General features: G+C 54.8%; 25 protein-coding genes and 1 tRNA gene. 11 read left to right on the top strand and 15 right to left on the bottom strand.

Annotated elements, in window-relative coordinates; translation table 11 throughout:
• Nucleotides 1-51 precede the first annotated feature (51 nt).
• From ACLM45_RS02780 to ACLM45_RS02750, 7 genes are all read right to left on the bottom strand, one after another.
• Nucleotides 52-603 carry a peroxiredoxin gene (locus tag ACLM45_RS02780; RefSeq protein ID WP_415411329.1) on the bottom strand — a complete coding sequence of 184 codons (552 nt, stop codon included), beginning with the start codon at nt 601-603 and terminating at the stop codon, nt 52-54.
• 14 nt (nt 604-617) lie between these two features.
• Nucleotides 618-854, bottom strand: a complete 237-nt coding sequence (gene rpmB / locus ACLM45_RS02775) for a 50S ribosomal protein L28 (RefSeq protein ID WP_006041373.1) — start codon at nt 852-854, stop codon at nt 618-620.
• A gap of 56 nt (nt 855-910) precedes the next feature.
• Nucleotides 911-2,812: a molecular chaperone HtpG gene (gene htpG, locus ACLM45_RS02770; protein ID WP_415410459.1), complete on the bottom strand. Its 1,902-nt coding sequence runs from the start codon at nt 2,810-2,812 to the stop codon at nt 911-913.
• Between the two features lie 110 nt (nt 2,813-2,922).
• Nucleotides 2,923-3,147 carry an indolepyruvate ferredoxin oxidoreductase subunit alpha gene (locus ACLM45_RS02765; protein ID WP_006041371.1) on the bottom strand — a complete coding sequence of 75 codons (225 nt, stop codon included), beginning with the start codon at nt 3,145-3,147 and terminating at the stop codon, nt 2,923-2,925.
• A 24-nt stretch (nt 3,148-3,171) separates the two neighbouring features.
• Nucleotides 3,172-4,350, bottom strand: a complete 1,179-nt coding sequence (locus ACLM45_RS02760; protein ID WP_415410457.1) for an ATP phosphoribosyltransferase regulatory subunit — start codon at nt 4,348-4,350, stop codon at nt 3,172-3,174.
• A gap of 21 nt (nt 4,351-4,371) precedes the next feature.
• On the bottom strand, nt 4,372-5,256 hold the full coding sequence (locus ACLM45_RS02755) for an inositol monophosphatase family protein (protein WP_415410456.1): 885 nt from the start codon (nt 5,254-5,256) through the stop codon (nt 4,372-4,374).
• Entirely contained in the window at nt 5,256-5,624 is a 369-nt protein-coding gene (locus ACLM45_RS02750) for a 2Fe-2S iron-sulfur cluster-binding protein (protein ID WP_415410455.1), read from the bottom strand. The genes ACLM45_RS02755 and ACLM45_RS02750 overlap by 1 nt, the downstream gene beginning before the upstream one ends.
• A 53-nt stretch (nt 5,625-5,677) precedes the next feature.
• Here ACLM45_RS02750 and ACLM45_RS02745 point away from each other — a divergent pair.
• Nucleotides 5,678-5,764: transfer RNA gene (locus tag ACLM45_RS02745), tRNA-Ser, on the top strand.
• 84 nt (nt 5,765-5,848) lie between these two features.
• On the opposite strand, the gene pstB is transcribed toward ACLM45_RS02745, so the two are convergent.
• Genes pstB through pstC form a run of 3 tightly spaced genes read right to left on the bottom strand, consistent with a single transcriptional unit; the run spans nt 5,849 to nt 8,565 of the window.
• Nucleotides 5,849-6,664, bottom strand: a complete 816-nt coding sequence (pstB, locus tag ACLM45_RS02740) for a phosphate ABC transporter ATP-binding protein PstB (RefSeq protein WP_415410453.1) — start codon at nt 6,662-6,664, stop codon at nt 5,849-5,851.
• A 39-nt stretch (nt 6,665-6,703) separates the two neighbouring features.
• On the bottom strand, nt 6,704-7,615 hold the full coding sequence (gene pstA, locus ACLM45_RS02735) for a phosphate ABC transporter permease PstA (protein WP_415410452.1): 912 nt from the start codon (nt 7,613-7,615) through the stop codon (nt 6,704-6,706).
• A 2-nt stretch (nt 7,616-7,617) separates the two neighbouring features.
• The gene (pstC, locus tag ACLM45_RS02730; RefSeq protein WP_415410451.1) at nt 7,618-8,565 is read right to left on the bottom strand and encodes a phosphate ABC transporter permease subunit PstC; all 948 of its coding nucleotides are present in this window, start codon (nt 8,563-8,565) and stop codon (nt 7,618-7,620) included.
• Between the two features lie 145 nt (nt 8,566-8,710).
• Between pstC and dnaK the strand changes: the two genes are divergently transcribed.
• From dnaK to murQ, 4 genes are read left to right on the top strand one after another with little or no spacing between them, the layout of a single operon-like run.
• The gene (dnaK, locus tag ACLM45_RS02725) at nt 8,711-10,711 is read left to right on the top strand and encodes a molecular chaperone DnaK (protein WP_415410449.1); all 2,001 of its coding nucleotides are present in this window, start codon (nt 8,711-8,713) and stop codon (nt 10,709-10,711) included.
• Nucleotides 10,695-11,615, top strand: a complete 921-nt coding sequence (locus ACLM45_RS02720) for a DnaJ C-terminal domain-containing protein (protein WP_415410448.1) — start codon at nt 10,695-10,697, stop codon at nt 11,613-11,615. Before dnaK ends, ACLM45_RS02720 begins: the two co-directional genes overlap by 17 nt.
• Before the next feature lie 40 nt (nt 11,616-11,655).
• Entirely contained in the window at nt 11,656-12,057 is a 402-nt protein-coding gene (locus tag ACLM45_RS02715; protein ID WP_415411328.1) for a DUF3110 domain-containing protein, read from the top strand.
• Complete coding sequence (murQ, locus tag ACLM45_RS02710; protein WP_415410446.1) at nt 12,054-13,004, top strand: N-acetylmuramic acid 6-phosphate etherase; 951 nt, start codon at nt 12,054-12,056, stop codon at nt 13,002-13,004. Before ACLM45_RS02715 ends, murQ begins: the two co-directional genes overlap by 4 nt.
• On the opposite strand, the gene mtnP is transcribed toward murQ, so the two are convergent.
• Nucleotides 12,977-13,894 carry an S-methyl-5'-thioadenosine phosphorylase gene (mtnP, locus tag ACLM45_RS02705; RefSeq protein ID WP_415410445.1) on the bottom strand — a complete coding sequence of 306 codons (918 nt, stop codon included), beginning with the start codon at nt 13,892-13,894 and terminating at the stop codon, nt 12,977-12,979. The two genes, murQ and mtnP, sit on opposite strands and share 28 nt — an antisense overlap.
• A gap of 75 nt (nt 13,895-13,969) precedes the next feature.
• On the opposite strand from mtnP, the gene ACLM45_RS02700 reads away from it, so the two are divergent.
• On the top strand, nt 13,970-14,398 hold the full coding sequence (locus tag ACLM45_RS02700) for a peptidylprolyl isomerase (protein WP_198005723.1): 429 nt from the start codon (nt 13,970-13,972) through the stop codon (nt 14,396-14,398).
• Here the strand turns inward: ACLM45_RS02700 and ribBA are convergent.
• Nucleotides 14,386-16,068: a bifunctional 3,4-dihydroxy-2-butanone-4-phosphate synthase/GTP cyclohydrolase II gene (ribBA, locus tag ACLM45_RS02695; protein ID WP_415410443.1), complete on the bottom strand. Its 1,683-nt coding sequence runs from the start codon at nt 16,066-16,068 to the stop codon at nt 14,386-14,388. The genes ACLM45_RS02700 and ribBA overlap by 13 nt on opposite strands.
• A gap of 40 nt (nt 16,069-16,108) precedes the next feature.
• Between ribBA and argC the strand changes: the two genes are divergently transcribed.
• On the top strand, nt 16,109-17,173 hold the full coding sequence (gene argC / locus ACLM45_RS02690; RefSeq protein WP_415410442.1) for an N-acetyl-gamma-glutamyl-phosphate reductase: 1,065 nt from the start codon (nt 16,109-16,111) through the stop codon (nt 17,171-17,173).
• On the opposite strand, the gene purN is transcribed toward argC, so the two are convergent.
• The gene (gene purN, locus ACLM45_RS02685) at nt 17,164-17,856 is read right to left on the bottom strand and encodes a phosphoribosylglycinamide formyltransferase (RefSeq protein ID WP_415410441.1); all 693 of its coding nucleotides are present in this window, start codon (nt 17,854-17,856) and stop codon (nt 17,164-17,166) included. The genes argC and purN overlap by 10 nt on opposite strands.
• A 9-nt stretch (nt 17,857-17,865) precedes the next feature.
• Between purN and ACLM45_RS02680 the strand changes: the two genes are divergently transcribed.
• From ACLM45_RS02680 to ACLM45_RS02670, 3 genes are read left to right on the top strand one after another with little or no spacing between them, the layout of a single operon-like run.
• Nucleotides 17,866-18,243 (top strand): DUF1257 domain-containing protein, encoded by a 378-nt coding sequence (locus tag ACLM45_RS02680; RefSeq protein ID WP_415410440.1) that lies wholly within the window; start codon nt 17,866-17,868, stop codon nt 18,241-18,243.
• Nucleotides 18,243-19,946 (top strand): M61 family metallopeptidase, encoded by a 1,704-nt coding sequence (locus ACLM45_RS02675; protein WP_415410438.1) that lies wholly within the window; start codon nt 18,243-18,245, stop codon nt 19,944-19,946. The genes ACLM45_RS02680 and ACLM45_RS02675 overlap by 1 nt, the downstream gene beginning before the upstream one ends.
• Nucleotides 19,928-20,836, top strand: coding sequence for an N-acetylmuramoyl-L-alanine amidase (locus tag ACLM45_RS02670; protein ID WP_415410437.1), 909 nt, complete (start codon nt 19,928-19,930; stop codon nt 20,834-20,836). The genes ACLM45_RS02675 and ACLM45_RS02670 overlap by 19 nt, the downstream gene beginning before the upstream one ends.
• Before the next feature lie 23 nt (nt 20,837-20,859).
• Here ACLM45_RS02670 and ACLM45_RS02665 read toward each other — a convergent pair whose 3' ends face one another.
• The gene (locus ACLM45_RS02665; protein ID WP_415410435.1) at nt 20,860-21,684 is read right to left on the bottom strand and encodes a helicase DnaB; all 825 of its coding nucleotides are present in this window, start codon (nt 21,682-21,684) and stop codon (nt 20,860-20,862) included.
• Nucleotides 21,685-21,766: 82 nt separating this feature from the next.
• On the opposite strand from ACLM45_RS02665, the gene ACLM45_RS02660 reads away from it, so the two are divergent.
• Complete coding sequence (locus tag ACLM45_RS02660) at nt 21,767-23,365, top strand: glucose-6-phosphate isomerase (protein ID WP_415410433.1); 1,599 nt, start codon at nt 21,767-21,769, stop codon at nt 23,363-23,365.
• 6 nt (nt 23,366-23,371) lie between these two features.
• Here the strand turns inward: ACLM45_RS02660 and leuS are convergent, their stop codons facing one another.
• Nucleotides 23,372-26,008, bottom strand: coding sequence for a leucine--tRNA ligase (gene leuS / locus ACLM45_RS02655; RefSeq protein ID WP_415410432.1), 2,637 nt, complete (start codon nt 26,006-26,008; stop codon nt 23,372-23,374).

Genomic DNA, 26,008 nt, shown 5'->3' with positions numbered 1-26,008 from the left:
CGCTCAAGAACCTCTTATACCATTGAACAAAATCTCGGAATTGTCAATCGTTTAAGTGGATTGCAAGTTCTGTAGTGTTTCAAGCACTTCTTTTGCGTGACCAACCGGCCTCACACCCGTCCAACGTGCTTGTACAAGACCAGAAGGATCGATCAAAAAGGTGTGTCTCAGTGAATAAGGTGCCATCCAGGAACCGTAGTTTCGACTCACTTCACCGTCATGATCAGACAGTAATGTGAAGCCTAAATCTTCGCTACTGCAGAATGATTCATGATCTTCTACAGAATCGGCACTGATTGCAGCAACATCACAATTGAGACTTGAAAAATCCGCCAATGAATCTTGAAATCCATGGGCTTCAATGGTGCAGCCTGACGTGAAATCTCGAGGGTAGAAGTAAAGAACAAGCCAGCGTCCTTTCCAGTCTGCTAAAGACCAACGCGACTGTTGCGGTACTAGCAAATTTGTACCGGGAAGATCGAAGTCAGGCGCTGAACTGCCAATGTCTGGGGAGGTGCCCCCGAGTGACCAACCCCTACTCGGAAAAAGAGTGATTGCAACGGCAGCCACGATGCCTTTTTGAAGCAAATGCCGCCGTTTCATTTTGACGTCCAGATTCAAAGACGGGCCAGATCAATTCCAAGGGACTTGGCGTATGCACCTAACCCTTTCTTCTGAATTGTTTTCAAGGCACGTGTTGTGATCCGCAAATTCACCCAGCGCTTTCCTTCTGCCCACCAAAGGCGACGCTGTTGCAGATTGGCTTGTTGCAGCTTCTTGGTACGAATATGGGAATGGCTGACAGCCATACCGTTATTAGCTTTCGTACCTGTGAGCTGACACACCCTGGACATGATCCGGTTCCTTGAAAAAAATGGCACCTGCCAAGAAGCAATCCTAGCAAAGGGACCTACGCCGCCCGTCGCAGGAGGCTCGACATCAGCAAAGTCGCTCGGGACTGAAATTGACCTAGTTCGGCAGGTTCTAATCCATTAACGGCCAGACGTGCCAGATCGTAGAGGTGTTGAGCCAGGTCCACAGCGAGTTGGTGACTGGGCGATGTCGCTCCATCGGCGATCACTACCGAACCCGATTCAAGATTGAGCAGAGCTTCGACTAATGGGTGCTGTCGGTTCACCAGTAAAACGTGGTAATCAGGAAGTCCGGGCAGTCTTTGTTCCATTAGGGCTCCGATGTCGTTCATTCGTCGCATTTGTTCTGGAAGCAGTATCAAGGCAGCGGGCGCATCTGCTCCTCCCTTTAGCGACTGCACTTGAACGGTGACCTTGTCGTTGTTCAACGCTTTCTTGATCAATGTTCTGAGTGATTCACTTTTGGTTTCTCCTTCCTGGTCGCTTATCTCAGGTTGATCATCCTGGAGACTCGAATCAAGCTCGGAATCAACACGTTGAAAAGTCAGTTCGTTCTCTTTTGATTCCAGCCATGGAATGAATTGACTGTCCAAAACAGTTTCGGCGAATAGCACTTCAGAACCTTGACTTTTCCAGAGTGAGAGTGCGCCAGCTTGAGCAATTTCATCTGTACAATAGAGAATGCGTTTTTGACTTTCACTTGTCTGACGTGTTCTGTAGGACGATATTGTTGTATATGTACGACCATTACCCTCTAATAAATCTTCGTTCTCCTCTTTTTTTGCTGTTGTCTGAAAGAGTATTAAATCAGAAACTTGCTCCGAGAATTTGTCGTCTTCCATCGCCCCGATCTTCACGAAGGGAGCTAGCGCATCCCAAGCCTCTGCATACTGATTAGGATTATCCTTTTTGAGATCGCGAAGTTTATCGGCAACCTTTTTTGAAACAAATTGCCCGATCGAGCGCACTCTTCGATCCGTTTGAAGGGCACTCCGGCTTACGTTCAGTGGAATGTCAGGTGAGTCGAGGACACCCCTGAGAGGTAAAAGATAGCGAGGTACAACTTCTTTAATTGAGTCGCTTACAAAAACCTGGTTGCAATAGAGCTTGATATCTCCTTTCTCCCAGTCAGCTCGACCAGTCTGTTTCGGAAAAAATAAAATTCCCTGCAGGCTGTAGGGGTAATCGGTGTTGAGATGAACCCACAGCAAAGGATCACCCTGAAAAGGATAAAGATAATGATAAAGGTCAATATAATCCTGATCTTGCAACTCTCTGGCACTGCTCCGCCAAGGTGCATTCATTTTATTGATTGTTTCACCCTCTAATTGAACAGGGACTGCCATGAAATCGCAGTATGTATTGATAAGTGTTTTAATCCGTGACGGCTCTAGGTACTCGAGTTCGTCCTCAAGAAGATGCAGAATAATGTCTGTTCCTGGTTGATCGCGATTCCCTTCTGTCAGTGAGTAACTCGGTGATCCATCGCAGCTCCAATGCACTGGAAGGCTCTCAGGGCGAGCTGATCGTGTTGAGATTTCAACCCTTTCAGCAACCATGAAGCTTGAGTAAAAGCCCAAACCAAAGTGGCCGATGATTGCTTCGCTATCTTGTTTGTATTTTTCAAGGAAATCTTCTGCGCTTGAAAAAGCAACCTGATTGATATAACGCTTGACTTCGTCGGCAGTCATACCGATGCCGTTATCACTGATTGTGAGGGTCTTATTTGAGCGGTCAATTCTGATCTGAATAACTCCTTCGTCTCCTTCTGAGCAGTCTCCTGCTATCGAGGCCATGCGTCTTTTACTGATGGCGTCAACACCATTGCTGACGAGCTCTCTCAAAAAAACTTCGTGACCTGAATAAACTGCTTTCTTAATAATTGGGAAAATATTTTCAGTATGAATTTGAATTTGTCCGTTTTCTTCTGCCACTGCCATGTTGTCGTTAAAATTCTATTTTATCCATTAGTGAACAACTGCCCAAGGTGCTTGCGGTTGGGTTTTCCGTACCGAGACGTATTGATTCGTTGCGACACCGAACACGTGAACTATTTGATTTTTTGAAGTTCTTGTCTCTCTTCCGCCAGAATTGCTCCATCAACGGGGCAAACTTGAAGGCAGATTCCACAATCGATACAAGTTTCAAAGTCAATCCAATAGAAATCAGTCCCTTTCTTATTCTTGCCTTTGCCTGGTTGGATGCATGCGACAGGACATGCATCAACGCAATCCGCTACTCCTTCGCAGATGTCTGTGACGATGGTGTGTGCCATAGATTTTTTTAGACCATCAAAATCTTAGTCGCCGATCCATTCCAATGTGTTGCATCCTGCCCTTGCAACGCGCGCTTCTGCTTCAACTCTGGTTAAGCATGGGTGATGGTCGACTTGGCAGCTCAGGCCTCTGCGATGCCATTCGGCTTGTACTTGAAGAGCTTTCTCCATTGATTGATTCTGTGCGTAACACAGAAGAATTCTCTCCTGCTTTCCTGCCTGAATTGAGAATGCCCCAGGGAGATCTCTGAGATCATCCACACAAAAACTGAATCCAAGGCCCGTGGCATCTTTCCCTTGTGCTCCAAGACGCTGAACAACAGTGTCGTACCTTCCTCCACGGGCAACGACAACGGGTGATGAAACGCCACGACAGACAAGCTGGAATACGACGCCGTCATACAACTCATAGATCGGTTGAAATGTTGGATCGAGTTGAAGGCCTACACCAGTTTCTTCAGCAAGAGGGCTGAGATGGGCCACCAACCTGGACAGTTGTTTGAGTACTGGCGCTTCCGGGAAGACGTCCTGAAGTTGCTTGATGACTCCCACAGGTGATCCCCGCCGATCTAGCCACTGCAGCAGGTGAGCATGCTGGGGTTGTCCCTTGAGCAGTTCCTGGAGTTCAAGACGATCCAGTCGCGTCAGACAGCCACGGAAGGCTTGTTGAAGGTTTGGTTCAACATCCCGAAGCAGCAATTGCATCAATCCGGTATGTCCGATCAGAAGTCTCGGAGGATCATTCAGTGGAAGTCTCAGGGCTTTTAACGATGCCATCAGAAGTGTCAGAAGCTCCAGCTCTGCTTCATCACCACTGGCTCCGAAGAGCTCAACGCCGCAATGCAGGTTCTCTTCGATGCAGAGGCCGCCTTCGTCAGCCTGACGACCCTCAAACACAGTGCCGTGACTCCAGAGTCGCAAGGGGCGTTGTCGATCCTGGAATCGCGTACACGCTGCTCTGGCTATGGATGCCGTCATTTCCGGCCTTAAGCCCAGGGGCTCATCAGCGACTAGACGGACAATGTCCCGACTGTCGATGGCCCCTCCAGCCTTGAGCGTATCCATGCGCTCAACCCTCGGTGGAGAGACTTCCTCGTACCCCCAGAGTCTGAATACCTCTGCCAGAGTTTCACGCAATTCATGATTGCGTTGAACCTGCTGAGGGTTCAGATCCCTGACACCAGAGGCAGGCTGAAGGGCCATCACACTTGATCATTGACCTGATCAGGATCCCACGTCCAGGTTCCCCCCATAGAGACAAGTAGGAATCGGAGACACCCTTGCGAGTTCGCGTTTCAGAGGCTGATGGAGCTGAGTGCCAGTTGCCAGAATCCTTCCAGATCCAAGTTCGAATCCCTCTCCGCGGTAATCGTCAACCCATCCACCCGCCAATTGAACGAGTGCTGCACCAGCGGCCAGATCCCATGGTGCCAAGCCCCGTTCCCAGTACCCATCAAGCCGACCTGCAGCCACAAACGCAAGGTCCACTGCAGCGGCACCGCCGCGGCGCACTCCCCGTGTGCGGTGAGTCATCCACGCAAATTCGGCATAGTTGTTGTCGAGTACCTCACGGCGGTCATAAGCAAATCCCGTGACGAGAAGACTCTCCTCGAGAGAGGAGCACTCCGACACAGATATTTTCTGACCGTTTAGGAATGAACCATCACCAGGGCAGCACCAGTACAGCTCTTTGAGAAAAGGCACTGCGATGGCACCCAGAACTGGTTGGTCGCGCCAGACAAGTCCGACTGACGTTGCGAACAATGGGTAGCTGTGAGCAAAGTTCGTTGTTCCATCGAGTGGATCCACGCACCAGCAGAGATCGGCCACAGTGTCACTGGCGCCAGACTCCTCTGCGAGGACGGCAATGTCTGGTGATAGACGGGACAAGACGCTCAGAACCTCAGCTTCAGCTGCATGATCAGCCGTAGTCACCAGGTCACCTGATCGGCCTTTCTCGCGAATCGACGTCAGCTTCCCGAAGTGCTCCATCAACTTTTGGCCTCCCTGTTCGGCGGCCTGAATCGCCACCGCCGACAGAGCTCTCATTCGCTCATGGGACAACCCAGCATCGGCAGCAACGGCACAACAATCAAAACGTTCAGGCATCACTCCTCATCCAACGGAAGGCCACGGGTGACGACGCCGCTGCCGAAGTGTCGTCCGAACTGAAGTTCATACACCTCATCCTCATCTTGGGTTTCAGCCTCCAATGGACCTATGGCACGCGCCACACAGAGGAGTCCATAACCCTTGGCGCGCAGTTCTCGAGACAAGCCCATGGCTTCTCGCTGATCGAGTTCACCGCTCAACACCCTGACCGCGCACGATGTGCAACACCCGTTGCGACAGGAAAAGGGCAGCGGATCTCCCTGTCGTTCAAAGCTTTGCAGGATGTACTCGCCGTCCAACACGTCATGGCTGATGACACGACCCTGCTGGCGCCAGTGAATGGTGATGCGATGACTTGGCTTCAATACGACTCCTCTAGGACTGCCCTGCTACATTCTCCATTGCCCCGTCAGCCGCTGGAGAGGTGGCCGAGTGGTCGAAGGCGCAGCACTGGAAATGCTGTATAGGGGCAACTCTATCGAGGGTTCGAATCCCTCCCTCTCCGCTTCTACACCGGCCAAACGGCCGGTTTTTTTTTGCCATTGGTGGGAACTGATGCAGTCCCCACCAGATGATCCGACAAGTCAGATCAACCGAACCGACCAGAGACGTAGTCCTGGGTGGCCTGTTGAGACGGTGCGTTGAAGATTTTTTCAGTCTCGTTGAATTCAACGAGATAGCCAACCTTTCCGGATCCCCCCTCAACGGCTTCAGCGTTATAGAAGGCGGTCATGTCACTCACCCGAACAGCCTGTTGCATGTTGTGGGTCACAATCACAATCGTGAAGCTCTTTTTGAGTTCATGCATTGTTTCTTCGATCTTCAAAGTGGAGATCGGATCGAGGGCCGAGCAGGGTTCATCCATCAAGATGACTTCGGGTTGGATCGCAATCGTGCGGGCGATGCAGAGACGCTGCTGTTGACCACCGGACAGTGAGTAGCCGCTTTCGTTGAGTTTGTCTTTGCATTCATCCCAAACGGCGGCTTGGCGAAGGGAGCGTTCCACAAGCTCATCCATATCGCCTGTGAAACCATTGATTCGTGCGCCGAAGGCGATGTTTTCATAAATCGTCTTCGGGAAAGGGTTCGGTTGCTGGAACACCATGCCGATCCTGCGCCTGACTTCAACAGGATCAACCTTTGGGTCGTAGAGATCTGCGCCGTCAAACAGCACACGTCCCCGTAACGAACAATCTTCGATGAGGTCATTCATGCGGTTGAGAGCACGCAGAACGGTTGATTTTCCGCAACCTGATGGCCCAATGAAGGCTGTGACTTTTCCGCGTGGGATATCGCAATAGACGTTCTTGACGGCATCGTAACTGCCGTAACTGATGGTTGCGTTTTGAATCGAGATGCAGGTGTTCTCGGAAATTGACTGAGGGGATGAGGTGGAGACAGTCATTGGTAATGAGGAAGTACAGGTAAATAAAGGATGAATCAATTACTTATTCGCAAACTGACCCAGCCAGCGCGCGAATAAATTCATGACAAGAATAAAGAGAACCAGGACAAATGAGGCCGCCCATGCAAGCTCGTTCTGCGCCTCGTAGGGCATGATTGCGAAGTTGTAGATCAGAACGGACAACGTGGCGATGGGATTGAAGATTCCATCGATGCCTTCTGACCAGAATGGTGAAAAGAGAGCAGTGAAAATCAGTGGAGCCGTTTCGCCAGCCGCTCTGGCAATGGACAGGACCACTCCAGTGGCAATCGGTGTAAATGCTGTGGGGAGCGTAATTCTCACCACCGTTACGAATTTGGAGGCTCCGATGCCTAGGGCACCTCGACGAAGATCATCTGACACAAGCTTCAGACCTTCGTCTGTGGTTTTGATCACCGTTGGAAGCATCAGAATTGAAAGTGCCATACCGCCGGCAGTAGCGCTGTAAGCGTTGCCAAACAACAATCGACTGGTAACGATTGTTCCGTAAATAAAGACACCTGCAATGATCGAGGGAACACCTGAAAGAACGTTGGTTCCAAAGCGGATGAATTGAGCAAATCTTCCACCACGCGAGTATTCGGCAAGGAAAATGCCTCCGCCAACTCCTACTGGTATGGCAATGAGAGCCGCAATAATGGTGACGACAAAACTGCCGATGATGGCGTTCCCGATTCCACCTCCTTCAAGACCGGGAGGGGGAGGTAGCTCAGTAAACAGGGTGAAGCTGATTTTCTGCCCACCTTTGATCAATACATAAATCAAAACTGCGATCAGTGGCAGCACCGCGATTCCTGAAAACAATCCAGCAATCAGTGTGAGCAAGCGACTGATCAGATTCCGTTTTAGCCCGTGCTTGTAGGCAAGATCAGGGACGCCGTTCGCTAAGCGAGTTGTAGAAGAAAATGTCATGATCAGTACTTAAGGCTTAAGCGCTTAACCAGCCATTGGGCGCAAACATTCACTGCCAGGCTGAGGATCATCAAAATAAATGCTGCATACATCAGTGACGAAACCTGACTGCCATCGGCTTCTCCAAATTGATTCGCGAGCATTGCGGCGATGGTGTTTCCAGGAGCAAGTAGTGAGGGGCTGAAGTTGTTTGAATTTCCGATGATCATCGTAACGGCCATCGTTTCACCCATAGCTCTTCCCAAAGCGAGCATCACACCACCAACAATTCCAGAAATTGCAGCTGGCAATGATACATTGAGAACCGCTCCCCAGCGTGTGGTGCCGACGCCATAGGCAGCTTGGCGAAGTTTGTCGGGAACCTGATTCAATGAGTCCCTTGAAATAGACGTGATGATCGGAAGGATCATCACCACGAGAATCAAGATTGCTGGCGCCGTGCCTGGTCCAATGGGTGGAGATGAGAAAATTGGCAACCAGTTCAAAGTTGTGTAGAGAAACTCGAGGAAGGGCCTGATGAAAGGCTCCATCACAAAAATGGCCCAAAGACCGAGTACTACTGAGGGGATGGCAGCCAGTAGCTCCACCATCACGCCGATCACGTTGCGGATCCGCCGAGGGATGATGTTTTCAGTAATGAAAACAGCCGTTCCCACGCCGAGGGGGACGGCAATGAGCAACGACATCAATGACGTAACGATCGTTCCGTAGATGGCTGTGAATGCTCCGTACTCGTCATCGACGGGATTCCAGTTGGACGTGACCAAAAATTTCCAGCCGTAACGACCCATCGACTCGAGCGACCCCCAGAAGACGACGATGAGGATGGCGAACAAGACCACAGCCACCATCGACGCCAGGGTCACTGCGAGATACCTGAAACTGACATCCACCAACTTTTCAGATGGTGGACGGCGTCTCAGGAGATACAACTCCTTGGACTCGGACATCCCGCTCAGGCAAAGACGATTGAAACGTAACGGTGAGACCGTATCGAATTCACTAAGAGCGCTTTAACGCAAGCTGCATCTGTCCTTGTCTAGGACTGGGAGACAATGGTTTCGGCCGTTAACTTGGGAGTCCCCACAGGCGTCTATGGGACGGATCGTCGGAATCGACCTGGGTACGACCAACTCCGTTGTGGCTGTCCTAGAGGCAGGTCGCCCCGTGGTGATCGCTAACGCCGAAGGTACGAGAACCACTCCCTCCGTTGTTGGTTACACCAAGGACAGCGAACTGTTGGTTGGCCAGCCTGCCCGTCGGCAGCTGGTGCTGAATCCACGCAACACCTTTTCCAACCTCAAACGCTTTGTTGGCCGAAGCTGGGACGAACTCGACGACGGCTCCCTCACGGTCCCTTACACCGTGAGGGCCAACAGCCAGGGCAATGTGCGTGTGGCTTGCCCGCAAACCGAACGGGAATACGCCGCTGAGGAGCTTGTTGCCAGCATTCTGCGCAAGCTTGTGGACGATGCCTCCACCTACTTGGGTGAAGAGGTGGAATCAGCCGTGATCACTGTTCCTGCCTATTTCAATGATGCGCAACGTCAGGCCACACGCGACGCCGGGCGTTTGGCCGGGTTAACGGTTGAACGGATCCTGAACGAACCGACTGCAGCCGCTCTGGCCTACGGATTCGACCGTAGTGCTGTGCGCCGTGCCCTGGTGTTCGATCTTGGTGGAGGCACCTTCGATGTGTCCTTGCTGAGGATCGCCAACGGTGTCTTTGACGTGAAAGCCACCAATGGAGATACCCAGCTTGGTGGCAACGACTTTGATCAACGCATTGTCGATTGGCTGGCGCAGTCGTTTCTCCAACAACACAATCTCGATCTCCGGCGTGATCGCCAAGCCCTGCAGCGACTGACGGAAGCCGCTGAAAAGGCCAAACAAGAGTTATCAGGTGTCAGCACGACGCCCGTGTCCCTCCCTTTCATCGCCACGGGACCTGACGGTCCCCTGCATATCGAAACCACGCTCGATCGAGAAACGTTCGAGGGGTTGTGTCCTGACCTCCTCGATCGCCTGATGTTGCCTGTGCAGGCGGCCCTCAGAGATTCTGGCTGGAGCGCGGAAGAGATCGACGATGTGGTCCTGGTTGGAGGAAGCACGCGCATGCCGATGGTGCAGCAACTGGTGAGAACGCTTGTCCCAAACGATCCATGTCAATCGGTTAATCCTGATGAGGTTGTGGCCATTGGGGCTGCGGTTCAGGCCGGAATCATTACGGGAGACCTCAGAGATCTTCTGCTCAATGACGTAACCCCTCTATCTCTCGGCCTGGAAACCATCGGCGGGCTGATGAAAGTCCTGATTCCGAGGAATACGCCGATTCCCGTACGCCAGTCCGATGTGTTCAGCACCTCCGAATCCAATCAGTCGTCCGTTGAGATTCACGTGTGGCAGGGGGAACGCCAGATGGCGGCAGACAACAAATCCCTCGGGCGTTTCCGTCTCTCCGGTATCCCTCCAGCCCCCAGAGGTGTTCCTCAGATCCAGGTGGCTTTTGACATTGATGCCAACGGCATTCTTCAGGTGAACGCAACTGATCGAACGACCGGACGAAAACAATCGGTGACCATCCAGGGTGGTTCAACCCTCAGTGAAGATGAAATCCAAGCTCTACTAGCCGAGGCCGAGGCCCGTGCCGATGAAGACCGCCGCCGCCGCGCCACCATCGAGCGCCGTAATTCGGCATTGACCCTGGTGGCTCAGGCGGAACGGCGGCTGAGGGATGCGGCACTCGAATTTGGCCCCTACGGAGCAGAACGCCAGCAAAGAGCAGTTGAAATGGCCATGCGTGACGTGCAGGACTTACTCGAGCAAGAGGATCTCCAGGAACTGGAACTGGCAGTGAGCGGATTACAGGAAGCGCTGTTCGGGCTGAATCGTCGGCTCACGGCAGAGCGCCGCACGGAATCGGGCCCATTCCAGGGGTTGAAAAGCACGCTTGGAACCCTGAAAGACGAGTTGTTCGCTGACGATGACTGGGATGATGATCCCTGGTCAACGCCCCAGGACCGCTACGGCTACGACTCTCGTCCGCGGAGTGGACGAAGAGGCCTTGACCCCTGGGACGATGACAACTTCCGCTGACACCGATTACTGGTCTCTTTTAGGTCTGACTCCGGATGCGGATCAGGAGGCGTTGAAGCGTGCTTTCCGACGAGAAGCACGCCGCTGGCATCCCGACCTCAACGGTAATGACCTTCAGGCAGAAGAGCGTTTCAAGCTCGTCAATGAGGCCTACGCGGTCCTCAGCAATCCTGAACGGAAAACGGAATGGATCCGTTTGCGTCAGGGACAGGGCGAGGGTGCCGATCCCTTCAGCACAGGATTCCCCGATTTCGAGGATTATCTCGATGTGGTGTTTGGCTCGGGGCACCATCGAAGTTCAAGCGCTGGAATCGACGATCCCGTGGATCCAGACCCTCGATTCGAACATGACAACCACCACTGGCCTGAACCCTCCCCACAACCGTCACCACCGATTCGATCCCACGATGATCTCGAGACGGTGGTTGAACTCTCTCCTGACCAAGCCCTTCATGGAACCCTGGTGGAGCTTGAACTAGGTGACGGAACCCTTGTGGAAGTGAAGACGCCACCCCAGGCAGGTGATGGATGGCGTTTGCGACTAGAAGGCGTAGCGCCCGGCGGCAGGGATCACTTTCTGCAATTGCGTGTGATCACCGAGGAGGGGTTACGGATTGATGGACTCCGGGTGCACTACCGACTGGAACTTCTCCCTCCTGATGCTGCGCTTGGTTGCGCCGTCAACGTGCCCACCCTGATGGGTTCTGTGACACTTCAGGTTCCCCCTGCATCGTCCAGTGGACGCTTGCTGAGGCTGCGAGGGAGAGGTCTTGAACTCGGAACCCAGAGGGGCGATCAACTTGTTGAGATCGTGATCGTGATCCCCTCATCACTGGAGGACGATGAGCGCGCTCTTTACCAGCGGTTGCAGGAGATCAGTCTCGAACGCTCTGGAGTGACCTGAGCAGGGAGCGATGAGAGACTCGCATGGGCGATACATCTGCATGTTGGTTCACGTTCTCCTGTTCGACGCAGGTCAGGACAGCGAAGGCATTCACTCCCTGGAGCTTTCAGGTCACACCGTGGTGCTCATGTTCGAAAACAGCGACGATGCTGAGCGTTACGCGGGACTTCTCGAAGCGCAAGATTTCCCCACTCCCAGTGTTGAAGCCCTTGATCGAGAGGAGGTTGAGTTGTTCTGCCGTGAAGCTGGTTATGAGGCTCGCCTGGTCTCAGCGGGTTTTGTTCCCCAATCCGAGGAGGATCGCTTGATGCTCGCGCCTCCCTCCGCCAATCGGGATGTGAGCAACTGGCAGGACGATGATCCAAGCAGCACCCAGATTCAGGCAGATCCAGACAGTTCTGATCTCGATGCGGTGCGTCGGCGTCTTGAGGGACTGCTGTGATCGAGCCGTCTGCTGATCGAGGCCATCTGCTGACCGAGCAGACCAATCCGTCCAGTGAAAGCCTGGATCTGCTCCCCACCGATGCGCTCATCAGTCTCTTCGTTGAGGAAGACCGACGCCCCCAGATGGCCGTGCAAGGTGCCATCAGCGCTTTGACTGAGGCTGTGGATGCCATCGCGGAGCGCCTGAAAGTTGGCGGCCGCTTGTTTTATCTGGGTGCCGGTACATCCGGACGACTCGGTGTGTTGGATGCAGCCGAATGCCCGCCGACGTTCTGCAGCCCGCCTGATCTGGTTCAAGGTGTTCTGGCGGGGGGGCCTGCGGCACTGTTGCGCAGCTCCGAAGGGCTGGAAGATCTTGAATCGGCAGGAGCGTCTGATCTGAAGAGTCGGGACTTCAAGGGGAATGACTGCCTGGTTGGCATTGCCGCAGGCGGGACGACGCCCTATGTGAAAGGTGGATTGCACTATGCCCGCGAGCTTGGCGCGCTCTCTATCGCCATGGCCTGTGTTCCATCTGATCAGGCTCCTTTGCCATGCGATATCGACATTCGTCTCTTGACAGGGCCTGAACTTCTGACGGGCTCCACCCGATTGAAAGCAGGGACAGCCACCAAGATGGCGCTAAACATCCTTTCCACTGGCGTGATGGTCAGGCTGGGAAAGGTGTACGGCAATCGGATGGTGGACGTCGCAGCGAGCAACAGCAAGCTTGTGGACCGCTCTATGCGCATTCTTCGTGATCTTCTTGGGCTGGACCGCGTTGCGTCCCAAGCACTGCTCGGTTCAGCTGGAGGTTCCGTGAAGCGAGCCCTTCTGATGGGCAGCTGCAATCTGGATACTGCCGCAGCTGATGCCCTGCTCAACGACCATGGATCTGACCTCCGGCAAGCACTGCTGAGCCGAGGAGTCAGCCTTCCTCAGGAGGCTGTCACGCTTCCCCAATAAGGAGAGGTGAAGAGATCAAGCCGGTGTCGTGTGGCATCAGGGACAACGTCAGGAGGCGTCATCAAGGCATCGGCCAGGGCGGAGTGCGCTTTAGACGTAGGAGGCTCTTGGCGGATGCTCTCCATCAAACGGCCAAGAATGGGGCCGGTTGCCAGGGCGTTGGCTTTGAGGTTGCCCACCACCATCTCCACTGTGACGGCGTCGTGATTGTTGTGCCAGCAATCAAAATCAGTCACCATGCTCAAGGAGGCGTAGGCGATCTCAGCTTCCCTTGCCAAGCGAGCTTCCGTGTGATTAGTCATGCCGATGACGTCGCATCCCCAACGGCGGTAAAGCTCACTTTCCGCTCGCGTGGAAAACGCAGGCCCTTCCATGCAGAGATAGGTTCCGCCCCTGTGGAGATGGTGTCCGGCGGGCATCGCCGTTGATGCTGCTGAGGCCAAAAGGTCACTGAGTTTGGAACAGAAGGGTTCAGCCAGACTCACGTGGGCAACGCAACCATCGCCGAAAAACGATTGTGGACGCTGCATCGTGCGATCAATGAATTGATCGGGAACCACCATGTCGCGGGGACGGAGATGCTCCCGAAGTGATCCAACCGCTGACACTGACACCAGCCAGCGCACACCGAGGGAGCGCATGGCCCACACATTGGCCCGGTATGGCACCTCACTTGGAAGAAGATGGTGATGACGTCCATGGCGGGCCAGAAAGACGATGTCCACACCGTTGAGGCGACCAACCCTGAAGCCGTCGGAAGGTGTACCGAACGGGGTCTCCAGTTCAACCTCCTGCACGTCCTCCAACCCATCAATGGCATAAAGACCACTTCCACCGATCACCCCAACCCGGGCCGAATCCAGCGACGGCGGAGTGTAAATGTTGGTCATAGCAAGGGTGCGGCGCTGGAATTATGCACTTGCCTAGCATGGTGTTTTGGTGTTGATGCTTTGACCACGGTTCTGATGACCACGGACGCCGGCCAGATCAAGCTGGAGATGTTCGACAACGATGCCCCGAACACCGTGGCCAACTTTGTCAAACTTGCGCGTGAAGGCTTTTATGACGGCCTCTCATTCCATCGAGTGATCGATGGTTTCATGGCCCAAGGTGGATGCCCCAACAGCCGTGAGGGTGCCCGTGGCATGGCTGGAACCGGTGGGCCGGGGTACACGATCGATTGTGAGATCAACAGCAAGAAACATGTTCCCGGGGCGCTGTCGATGGCCCACGCTGGACGCAACACGGGCGGAAGCCAATTTTTCATCGTGCATGATTCCCAGCCCCATCTCGATGGAGTTCACACCGTTTTCGGTCAAACTGGAGATATGGACGTGGTGCTGGCTATCAAAAATGGCACCAAAATCCAAACGGTGACGGTTCAGGACCAGTGAATCAACGCCGGCTGGTTCTCTCTCTGGAACCAGTCGGCCTTCTCCATGGTTGATCGAAGCGACTCCAATGAGCGCTCTTCCCTGTTGAGCCACTGCGGAGGATGACTGATCTGAATCGTTTTCACCGTATGAAGCACTCCGATGCGGGAAGTCTCCTGCCAGGACGCCATCGTGACCAGCAGCTTCTGCACCACTGAGAGCGTGGGATCAGAATTCTGAATGGACCAAACGAATCTCGGCCGCTCCCAGAGAGCGAGCAACCGTGGATTGTGTTCGGCCTGCAGCTGCAGCTTGTGCTCCAACGCAAGCTGTTCCATTCGCTGAACCAGCTTGGAGAGGACGGTTTCACCGGTGGCATCAGTGTCGAGGCCAATCACCCAGTGGGAACGCTCGGGGCGCTCTTCGAACAGATGGCCTAGTTTCTCGCGCTTCGTCGCGAGATATTGGGCGTTGTAATCCCCTGGATCAATTTCTAGAGGGACTCGATCCACCACTTCAAGGCCATAGCCTCCCAGGCCAGCAATTTTGCGGGGGTTGTTGGTGAGAAGGCGAAGACGATGAATTCCTAGGTCACTGAGGATCTGTGCGCCAACTCCGTAATTGCGCAGATCTGGCGCAAAACCAAGCTTTTCATTGGCTTCCACCGTATCCAGGCCTCCATCCTGAAGGCTGTAGGCCTTGAGTTTGTTAATCAAACCGATGCCCCGGCCCTCCTGGCGCAGATACACCAGCACACCCTCACCCTCCTGCTCAATCCGACGCAATGCGGCCTCAAGCTGTCCACGGCAATCACAACGCAGTGAACCAAAGGCATCACCCGTCAGACATTCTGAATGCATCCGCACCAGCACAGGTTCCTTCATCGATCCGATCGTGCCTTTGACCAACGCCACATGTTCACTGCCATCAAGGGCATTGCGAAAACCGATGGCCTGAAAACTGCCGAACTGACTTGGGAGGGATGCCTGGGCCTGACGAACGACAAATCGTTCATTCTCCAATCTGTACCGAATCAAATCGGCAATGCTGATCAGACGTAGCCCCCACTGGCGCGCGTAATCCTGTAATTCAGGCAGACGAGCCATGGATCCGTCAGCATTTTGAATCTCACAGATCACGCCTGATGAATTCAGTCCAGCCAATTGGGCGAGGTCAACCGCAGCTTCGGTATGTCCCGCCCGTTTCAGCACACCACCGGGTCGGGCTCTGAGAGGAAAGATGTGTCCGGGTCGCCGTAGATCAGAAGGTCTTGATTCGGATTGAATGGCCACCTGAATGGTCCGAGACCGGTCTTCAGCGGAAATACCCGTGGAGACTCCGTGCTCTGGTCCCGCGTCAATGCTGACCGTAAATGCCGTCTGGTTCGCATCGGTGTTGCGGTCCACCATCAAAGGAAGATCCAAGGAATCGAGGCGATCACCTTGCATCGCCAAACAGATCAACCCCCTGGCTTCGGTCGCCATGAAATTGATCTGTTCGGGTGTGGCGAACTGAGCTGCGCAGATCAGGTCTCCTTCGTTCTCCCGACGTTCATCGTCGACGACAACAACGCATTCACCGTTGCGAATGGCTTTGAGCGCATCAGGAATGGTGTCAAACAGGGTTTGAGATTGCGTTGATTGATCGACAGATTCGGGCAGAGCTCTCGATGTCCTGAGTTCAAACTCCATTATCGACGCCGGTACGATCAGTTGATGTGTTGGCGCAGGGATGGTGAATCAACGGGTTGCCGTGGTGGGTGCCTCGGGATATGGAGGGCTCCAGACCTTGCGCCTTCTCAAAGAGCACCCCTCATTTCAGGTGAGCTTTCTGGCTGGCGAGCGCTCTGCTGGCCGTCCCTGGAAGGAGATCTGCCCATTTCTCCCACTGGACGGTGATCCGATCGTTGAAGCTGCGGACCCGGATCGCATCGCTTCAACGTCGGATTTGGCTGTGCTGAGCTTGCCCAACGGACTGGCCAGCAAGTTGGTTCCACCTTTGCTGGAGCGAGGTGTGAGGGTGGTCGATCTGTCCGCGGACTATCGCTACAAATCGCTTGACCATTGGTCCTCCGTGTATGTGCAGGAGGCCAGGAGCGCAGCAAGAACAGACCATGATCTCTGCGAGGAGGCCGTCTACGGTCTGCCCGAATGGCATCACCAGGACATTGCCAATGCTCGGTTGGTTGCTGCGCCGGGTTGTTTCCCGACAGCAAGTCTCTTGCCACTACTCCCTTTCCTCAAGCAGGGATTGATCGAGAGTGATGGCTTAATTATCGATGCAAAAACAGGGACGTCAGGTGGAGGGCGAGCCGCGAAGGAACACCTTCTTCTTGCCGAGGCGTCTGAATCGATTGCCCCTTATGGCGTGATCGGTCACCGCCATACCTCTGAAATCGAACAGTTGGCTAGCAACGTCGCAGGCTGCCCCATCCAACTTCAGTTCACGCCCCATCTTGTACCGATGGTGCGAGGGCTTCTCTCAACCGTTTACGCCAGGTTGAGAGATCCGGGACTAACAGCAGAGGACTGCACAACTGTGCTGGAGACCGTTTACCAGCAGCATCCCTGCGTGGAGGTTCTTCCCGTAGGAACCTATCCAGCGACCAAATGGGCCAAACACACCAACCGAGCCATGCTTTCGGTACAAGTGGATACAAGAACTGGTCGTCTCGTGCTGATGAGCGCTGTTGACAATCTTCTTAAAGGCCAGGCAGGCCAAGGCCTTCAGTGTTTAAACCTGATGGCCGGCCTGAAATCCACCGAAGGGCTTCCTCTGACACCGTTCTATCCCTGAACATCTGCATCTCCCTCGTCTCTCCATCGCAAGCCCGCTAACGCTGTGGCCCAGGGAAGGAGCCGATGCTCTTGGCTCTGAATGCGCCTGGAGAGAGCATTCTTATCATCGCTTGCGTAGACAGGGACTGCTGCCTGAGCAATCACTGTTCCTGAGTCCACATCGGCCTGAACGTGATGGACGCTGCATCCGCTGATTCTGACCCCTGCGGCGAGGGCTTGACCAACGGCATCCAATCCTTTGAACGAGGGAAGGAGAGAAGGGTGGAGATTGATCAGCCTGCCGGGATAGGCGTCAATCAACGTTGGCGTGACGATTCGCATCCAACCAGCCATCACCACGGCTTCGACATCGGCAGCCCGGAACGCAGACACCAGGGCGTGGTCCAGGGATTCACGGGTGCTGTGAAGTCGGTGATCAATGAGCTGGCAGGGAATCTGAAGACGAGCAGCCCGTTCCTTGGCTCCGCAGTTCGGGTTGTTCACAATCAGCAATCGCAACGATGCATCGAGGCGTCCTTGTGTCGTCGCCTTGTAAAGAGCTTCGAAATTGCTGCCAGAGCCGGATGCCATGACGCCGATTCGGAGCGGCGGCGTAAACCGTGGCCAGGATCCGAGTGCCGGAACAATGAATTCAGTGGATTCTTCTTCATGGACCTGGCTAGTGTCTACAAAAGCGGGCATTCGGATTTCATGTCCCATCTCTCCATCCTGCCCACACTGATCAACGATCTCGATTTGCTGGCCTCAGCATTGCGTGCTGAAGGTTTCGTCGTGGAGCTCGAAGGACAGATCTGTTCGTTCGGAACGCCCCACAACATGGCTCTTGCGGCCACGCATTCCATGGGATTGGCCCTTGGCTGGACCTGGAACCGCAATCACGACTCCCTCGATGTTGTGGTGGATCTCGGCAGCCCGTTGCCGGCCGTTTCTGCGGAGCGGATGCTGAGCCTGGTTCTGCGTCGCTATGCCTTGCAGCAGGCGCTGCGTAATGCCGACCATCAGAACCTTGCTGTGGCCAGTGTTGATGAAGAGATCAGGTTCCTAACGCCAGCATCCGTCAGGAGCTGATGGCAGGCGTCAACATCCAACTGGATCTCACCAATCCGGCCACTCAGACGTTTGGTGTTGCGTTGCATTGGACGCCACAACTGTCCCTGCAGACCCTGTCGCTCCCTGTCTGGACGCCAGGCTCTTACACAGTTCGTGATCCTTCCCAACACCTCCACAGCCTCTCAGCAATCCAGGGTGATCGAGTTCTGCTTTTGGAACAGCGTTCACCAGAACGCTGGGAATTCACGTGTCATCCAGGCGAGCCGTTGTGCATTCGCTACCGGCTTGAGGCCAGGCAGCTCACGGTGCGCACCAATCACTTAGACCCCGATTTCGCGTCTCTCAGCCTCCCCGCTGTGGTGATGTTGGTTGAAGGTGAACGTTGGAATGAACATCGCCTTCAGGTGTCAGTACCAGAGCATTGGTCTGTGGCGGTTCCGCTGCCGCATGATTCGATCGGCTCGGTGTTTTTGGCCAAGGATTTTGATCAGCTTGTGGATGCTCCGGTTCATGCCGGCACCTTTCATCCCGAGAGGCTCAGCGTTCGCGGGCACGATCATCAACTAATCCTGATCGGATCCCCGCCATTCGGCTGGCCGTCTGGGTTTAAGCACGATCTCGAGGCTGTTTGCACGGCCGTCTGCGATCTCGTTGATTCAGAACCGCCGGCTGATCAGGAGTATCAGATCGTGATCCAGTCTTTGGAACAAGGTTATGGAGGCTTAGAACATGACAATTCCTCTGTGATGCAGTTTCCCTGGCCGACCCTTCAGGAGCCAGGCGGTTATCGCAAGCTTCTTCAACTTGTCGGCCATGAATATCTGCACCAGTGGAATGTGCGCAGACTCCGTCCCAGCGAGTTCATTCCTTATCGCTACGACAGGCCCATCATCAGTGATGGCCTCTGGTTCGCAGAAGGAGTCACGAGTTATTTCGATCTTGCCCTTCCACTGCTTGCTGGACTCTCCTCTCGCCTTGATCTTCTCAAGGACTTAGGCGCCGATCTCTCCCATGTGCTGCTGAATCCTGGTTACGCCATTCAATCGCTCGCCGACAGTTCCAGGGAAGCGTGGGTGAGGCTCTACAAACAGACACCAGCGAATGCTCACAGTCAGATCAGTTACTACCGACTGGGAACAGCGTTGGCCTTTTGCCTTGATGTTCATCTACGTCATTCGCAGCACTCACTTGCAAAGGTGTTGCGATGTCTCTGGAAGCGCTTCGGTGTCCATGGACGGGGTTACCGACGCACTGATCTAATCAACTGTTTGAGCGAGTATTCCAAGGATCTTGAGACACTGCTGCCGGTTTGGCTGGATGGTCATTCGGCACTGCCGATCGAGGCGAGCCTCCAGATGATTGGTTTATCACTCAATCCTGTGCGTGACCAAACGCCCTCAGCTGGCTGGCTGATTCGTGAACGTCAGGGGCGTGTCTGGATTGATCGCACCGAAGTCGATGGTCCGGCTCAAAGGGGAGGGTTGGTGGCGGGAGATGAACTGATCGCACTGCGTGACTGGCGATGCAGCTCGGTGCAACGCTGTTCAGAGCTTTTGCAGGGCAACTCAACCCTCAAGGTGACCTACAGCCGTAGGGGTCTCCTCAGAACCACGGAACTCTCACTCGACGATCCAGGGGTGGACCGACATGAACTGGCCTGGGATCCTGGTGCATCACTGGCTGCACGTTCTCTCCGCGATCAATGGTTCGCCTTTCTCTGAGAAAGAACCTGGCAGCCGTGTTGAAGCGGTTGCATCGTCCCGGTGTGGGGATCGTCCTGGTCAGTACGGCCACACTGCTTGTGGTCGTGGCTCTGGTTGGTGTCACAGCGGAAAAAGACAGAGGAGCGAGGCGCCCTTCTCTGCTTGACCTTCTCAATGAGGTCGGCAAGGACAAGGATTCCGGCCGAACCATCAAGGGTGAGCCACCCGTTCCTCCGAAGGCTCTGGCCTGGGCCTCTCCATTGGCCCGCCAGTGTTCCGGTATTGATCCAAACGTGAGAGAGCGTTTGCTGAAACGCAAGCTCTCTCTTGCTGAAGAGCGGAAGAACATCCCCGCCGATCCGAGCAATTTCGGAAGCCGCTATCGACGCAATCCATGGGGGCAACCACTCAACCCCGATCCGAGGGTGGTGGTATTGCATGAAACTGTTTATTCACTTGGGTCCGCCATTAACACGTTCGTGACGCCCCATCCCCGTGATGAGGATCAGGTCAGCTATCACACCTTGATTGGTTTAGATGGCTCAATTGTGGATCTCGTTGATCCCCTTCAGCGGGCCTTCGGTGCTGGTTACTCGTCGTTCCTTGGCGAATGGGCTGTCACCAATGCCAAATTCCAAGGTTCAGTGAATAATTTCGCGCTTCATTTGAGTCTGGAAACACCCAACGATGGTCATGATAATGACAGACGTCACAGTGGTTATACCCAGGCGCAATATGACGCCATGGCTCTTGTTCTCGACGAATGGATGGAACGCTTTGGGTTTCAGCCCGCAGCCATCACCACGCATCAGCATGTGGACCTTGGCGGAGAGCGTGGGGACCCACGCAGTTTCTCTTGGAGTGACCTTCAAATTCGATTGGCAGCTCTTGGAAAGCTTTGCACTTAACGATCATCGATAAGGGATGACCATTAGATGAGGTAAGGCTTCGCCGATTGGCGAACGCTGTAAATGAGGCCATGCAGAGCAGGATCTTGCATGTAGCGCAAAATCCTGGCGGGATAATCAAGTTTTCCATTGTGCAAATAGGCCAGGGTGGCAATGGCCTTCGCATCCACATAGGAGCGACTAGCGATCAAGATCGATCCTTGGTCGAGACCAAGCTCATTTTTGATTCTCGACAATTTCGCTGCCAGGAGCTCGATGTTGGCATCAGGGTTCATCAGCAGATCTCGGGCTTCGCTGATCTGTTTGGGGGTGGGTTCTGCAGGTAAGCGGCCCTGGTGAATCAGTTCACTGATCCCAAGTTGAGCTGGTCCATGGGTATCAACCAACCCGGAATGCACTACGAAAGGAAGATCTTCTCCAGGCTTTGAGTGCTGAATTTCATCAAAGAGTATGGCTGTGATCAACATCGGGTTGATGCGATGGCGGGAAGCCTCCCGCTGAATCACAGGTTTCAAACTCCTCAACCTTGAGAGTGTGTTGGCGCGAAGTGGCTGTAACTGATCTACTCCTCGGGTGAAGAGCTGAGCCAGAGGGGTCTGGGGACCATGTACACCAAAACGGCGCTGCAGGAGCTCCAGTTCCTCCACACTGAAATCAGTTGGGTCCGGATTGAGTTCACCGGGTGAGGACTGATCTCGAGCTTGCTTCGATGAACGCGAAGAGAGATCCGAAAGAGAGATCGGACGCAACGACGAATGAAATGCCAGGCAAGTTGCTGCCAGCGCAGCGGCACCGCAGAGAACTCCACGGATGGAGACAACCCGAACCGGAGACCTGTCTGTGGACATGCTCGGAGATTAGCGCCGGTGTTCCATTTGATGGGCAGCCAAGCGGATTGTGGATACCTTCAGAGCGTGCATGCACCTCGTGATGAGCTTCCCGGATTTCAGCGCCACTGATACACAGATTCAATGGCAACGCTTCTGCGATCTCCTCTGGTACCACGACGATCTCGGGATTTGGCTGGATGTCAGCCGCATGCATCTCAACTCCGCAGCATTGGACGAGCTCACTGCCCCGCTGGAGAAGGCCTTCGATGCGATGAAGAAGCTCGAGGGTGGAGCCATCGCCAATGTTGATGAAAACCGCCAAGTAGGCCACTACTGGCTTCGCGATCCTCGATTGTCACCCGATCCAGAGGTCAGCCAGCACATTGCCTCAGAGGTCAACGATATTGAGCAGTTCGGCAAGGCTGTCATCAGTGGCGAGATCAAGTCGCCCACTGGTCAACCCTTCACCGACATTCTCTGGATTGGCATCGGTGGTAGCGGTCTTGGCCCCCTGCTGATGGTCCGTGCCTTGCAGGACAACGGACAAGGGCTGCCATTTCACTTTTTCGACAATGTCGATCCGAACGGCATGAGCCGGGTGCTCGGTGAACTGGGAAATAACCTGCTCACGACACTTGTGGTCACCGTCAGCAAGTCTGGCGGAACGCCCGAACCCCATCTGGGAATGGAACAAGCGCGACACCGTTTGGAGTCGCTAGGGGGCCAATGGGCGGCTCAGGCTGTAGCGATCACAATGTCTCAAAGCCTTCTTGATCAACAGGCTTCGAAAGAGAAGTGGCTCAAACGCTTTGACATGTTCGACTGGGTTGGTGGGCGTACAAGCATCACCAGCGCCGTCGGTCTTTTGCCAGGTGCGCTGATCGGCACCGACATCCGAGATTTTCTGGCCGGAGCTGCTCAGATGGATGAGGCCACCCGCCTCGCCGATGTACGTCGCAACCCTGCGGCTCTGATGGCAGCTGCTTGGTACTTCGCAGGTGAAGGGAAGGGCAAGCGCGACATGGTGGTGCTGCCTTACCGCGACCGTCTGGAAGTCTTCAGCCGCTATCTGCAGCAGTTGGTGATGGAGTCCCTGGGTAAGCGCCTTGATCGCAGTGGAGCCATTGCGCACCAGGGCATCGCTGTGTATGGAAACAAAGGTTCTACAGATCAGCATGCCTATGTTCAGCAGCTTCGCGATGGCGTCGATAACTTCTTCGTCACCTTCATCGAAGTTCTGCGTGATGTTGAAGACATCCCTGAAATCAAGGGTGAGCGTCCTGGTGACTTCCTTGATGGTTTTGTCCAGGGAACACGTTCTGCCCTCACCGAAGGCGGGCGTCAAAGTTTGAGCATCAGCATGCGGACATTCGATGCCCGCAGACTCGGGGCGCTCATCGCCCTGTTCGAACGTGCTGTTGGCTTCTACGGCGAGCTTGTCAACATCAATGCGTATCACCAGCCAGGAGTTGAGGCAGGGAAGAAAGCAGCCGCAGCGATTCTGAAACTTCAGAAACAAGTGGAGGACGTGCTCAGTGATGGAACATCCCGTTCCGTTCTGGAGATTCAGCAGGCGATCGGGGAGGGATCCGATGAAGCGATCTTCTGGATCCTGCGTCATTTGACTGGAAACAACCGTGGATACCAGGCTCAGGGAACTTGGGACAGCCCGGCATCTCTGCGCTTCGTTAAGGGATAAGCAGGGTCAGGACGGCACCAGATTGACAAGCTTCCCCGGCACCACGATCACGCGCCGGGGTGGCTTGCCCTCCAACCATCGCTCCGCCACTTCACTGGCCAAAGCCAATTCCTCCAGTTTCTCTTTGCTGCAGTCGGCCGGAACGCTGATTGATCCGCGCACCTTGCCTTTCACTTGGATCACAAGATCCACGGTGTCTCGTCTTAATGCAGCGGGGTCATGCACCGGCCATGGTTGGTTATGAACGCTGCCCTGTCCGCCGAGGCTGAACCAGAATTCCTCAGCCAAGTGGGGGGCAAACGGAGCGAGAAGGCGGATCAGCGCTGAGATCGCTTCAGCCTGAACACCCCTTGATGCTTCAGCGAGCGAGCCTGAAAGGGCATTGGAGAGTTTCATCAACTCCGAAATCGCCGTATTGAATTGGTACTCCCCCCTCAGGTCGTCACTCACGGCTTCGATCGCGGTGTGCACTGCTCGGCGGATCCCAGACTCCTGTTCAGACAGGACAGAACCCTCAGGAACAACGGCAGGTTCGCTGAGAAGCTGATCCTGGTGATCTGAGCGCATGCTCTCGATCAAGCGCCAGAGCCGTTGCAGGAAACGGAACTGACCTTCAACGTCTGCATCATCCCATTCCAGATCTTTTTCAGGGGGTGCTTTGAACAGAATGAACATCCGAGCCGTGTCTGCGCCATAGCGGTCGATGACGGCGGCGGGATCTACACCGTTGTATTTCGACTTCGACATCTTCTCGAACAGAACCTCCAGATCGCCGCCGTCCAACGGGTCTTTGGGTGCGCTCTCGTCACTCACTTCCGAGGGCGCCACATACCGACCCGTGCGGGGATTGCGGTAGGTCACACCTTGGACCATCCCCTGCGTGAGCAGTCGCTCAAAGGGTTCGCGGATGTTCAATAAGCCACGATCACGCAGCGCTTTGGTGAAGAAACGGGAATAGAGAAGATGGAGGATCGCGTGTTCGATACCGCCAACGTATTGCTGCACGGGCAGCCAACGCTCCACAGCATCAGGATCGAAAGGACGCTCCGTGTTGTGCGGATCGGCAAAACGAAGGAAGTACCACGATGAGCACATGAAGGTGTCCATGGTGTCCGATTCCCGTCGGGCGGGTCGCCCGCATGTCGGGCAATCCACGGCCACCCAGGATTCCAGGGAGGCTAGGGGGGATCCTCCTTTGCCTTGCAGATCCACATCCTTGGGCAAGGTCACCGGAAGCTGATCCGCTGGAACGGGTACGGCGCCACAGTGGTCGCAGTGAATGACCGGAATCGGACACCCCCAATAGCGCTGGCGCGAAATCAGCCAGTCCCTAAGCCTGAATTGGCGTTTGGGTCGGGCCCAGCCCAGATCGTGACCGTGAGCCGTGATCGCCTGCCTGGCATCGTCACTTGACTGGCCATCGAAGCGGCCGCTGTTCAACAGAATCCCCGGTCCTGTCCATGCCTCGCCATCACTGAGATGTTCGTTGGCACCGGCGGCCACGATCACCCGTTTCACCGGAAGTTCGTAGGTGCGTGCAAACAGAAAATCGCGTTCGTCATGGGCTGGGACACCCATCACGGCTCCGGTGCCGTAGCCGGCTAGAACGTAATCGGCGATCCAAATTGGGATTGATTCACCGTTGACCGGGTTCACTGCTGTGGCACCGATGGGCACACCTCGCTTGGGACGGTCATCCGCCGTGCGTTCATCAGCACTCAGCTCACTTACAAGATCTCTAAAAGCGGCGACAGACTCGCGCTGTTTGTCCGATGTGAGAGCGTCAACCAGCGGATGCTCAGGAGCCAGCACTACATAGCTGACGCCATGCAGCGTGTCGGCTCGTGTGGTGAAGACTGTGATCAACGCGTCGTCATGACCGCTGACACGGAAATCAATCTCTGCTCCGATGGATCGACCGATCCAGTTGGCCTGCATTGTGCGAACCCTCTCGGGCCATCCATTCAGCAGGTCAAGATCATCAAGCAAGGCGTCGGCGTAGTGGGTGATCCGCAGGAACCACTGCCTGAGATTTTTCTGCTCCACAAGAGCGCCAGAACGCCAGGAACGTCCCTCACTGTCAACCTGCTCATTGGCGAGAACGGTTTGGTCGACAGGATCCCAATTGACCGTGGCATCTTTCTGGTATGCCAATCCCTGGTCGAGCAGCTCCAAAAACAGCCACTGGGTCCACCGGTAGTAATCGGCATGACAGGTGGCTTGCTCCCTTGACCAATCGATTGACAGGCCTAACCGATCGAGCTGAGCTTTCATCTGTTCGATGTTGCGATCGGTCCAGATCCCTGGATCGATCTGACGCTCAATCGCTGCATTCTCAGCGGGGAGTCCGAACGCATCCCACCCCATGGGATGAAGAACGGCATCGCCCCGCATGCGTTGAGCCCGGGCAATCACATCGGTAATGACGTAATTGCGCACATGTCCCATGTGCAGGGTTCCCGACGGATAGGGGAACATCGAAAGGGCATAGAACGCGTTCTGACCGGGCTCCGGTGAACGGGTTGCATAGAGATCGTCGTGTTGCCACTGGCTCTGCCAGCGCTGCTCGAGCGCGATGGGATCGTACCGATCCGGTCGTGCAGAGGCCGTCGCGGTGGCGGAGGAGGACTTGGAGGCCGTCAC

This window comes from Synechococcus sp. A10-1-5-9 (assembly GCF_047716785.1).
In the GTDB taxonomy this organism is placed as follows: Bacteria; Cyanobacteriota; Cyanobacteriia; order PCC-6307; family Cyanobiaceae; genus Synechococcus_C.
This window is presented reverse-complemented; position numbering and strand designations above follow the sequence as displayed.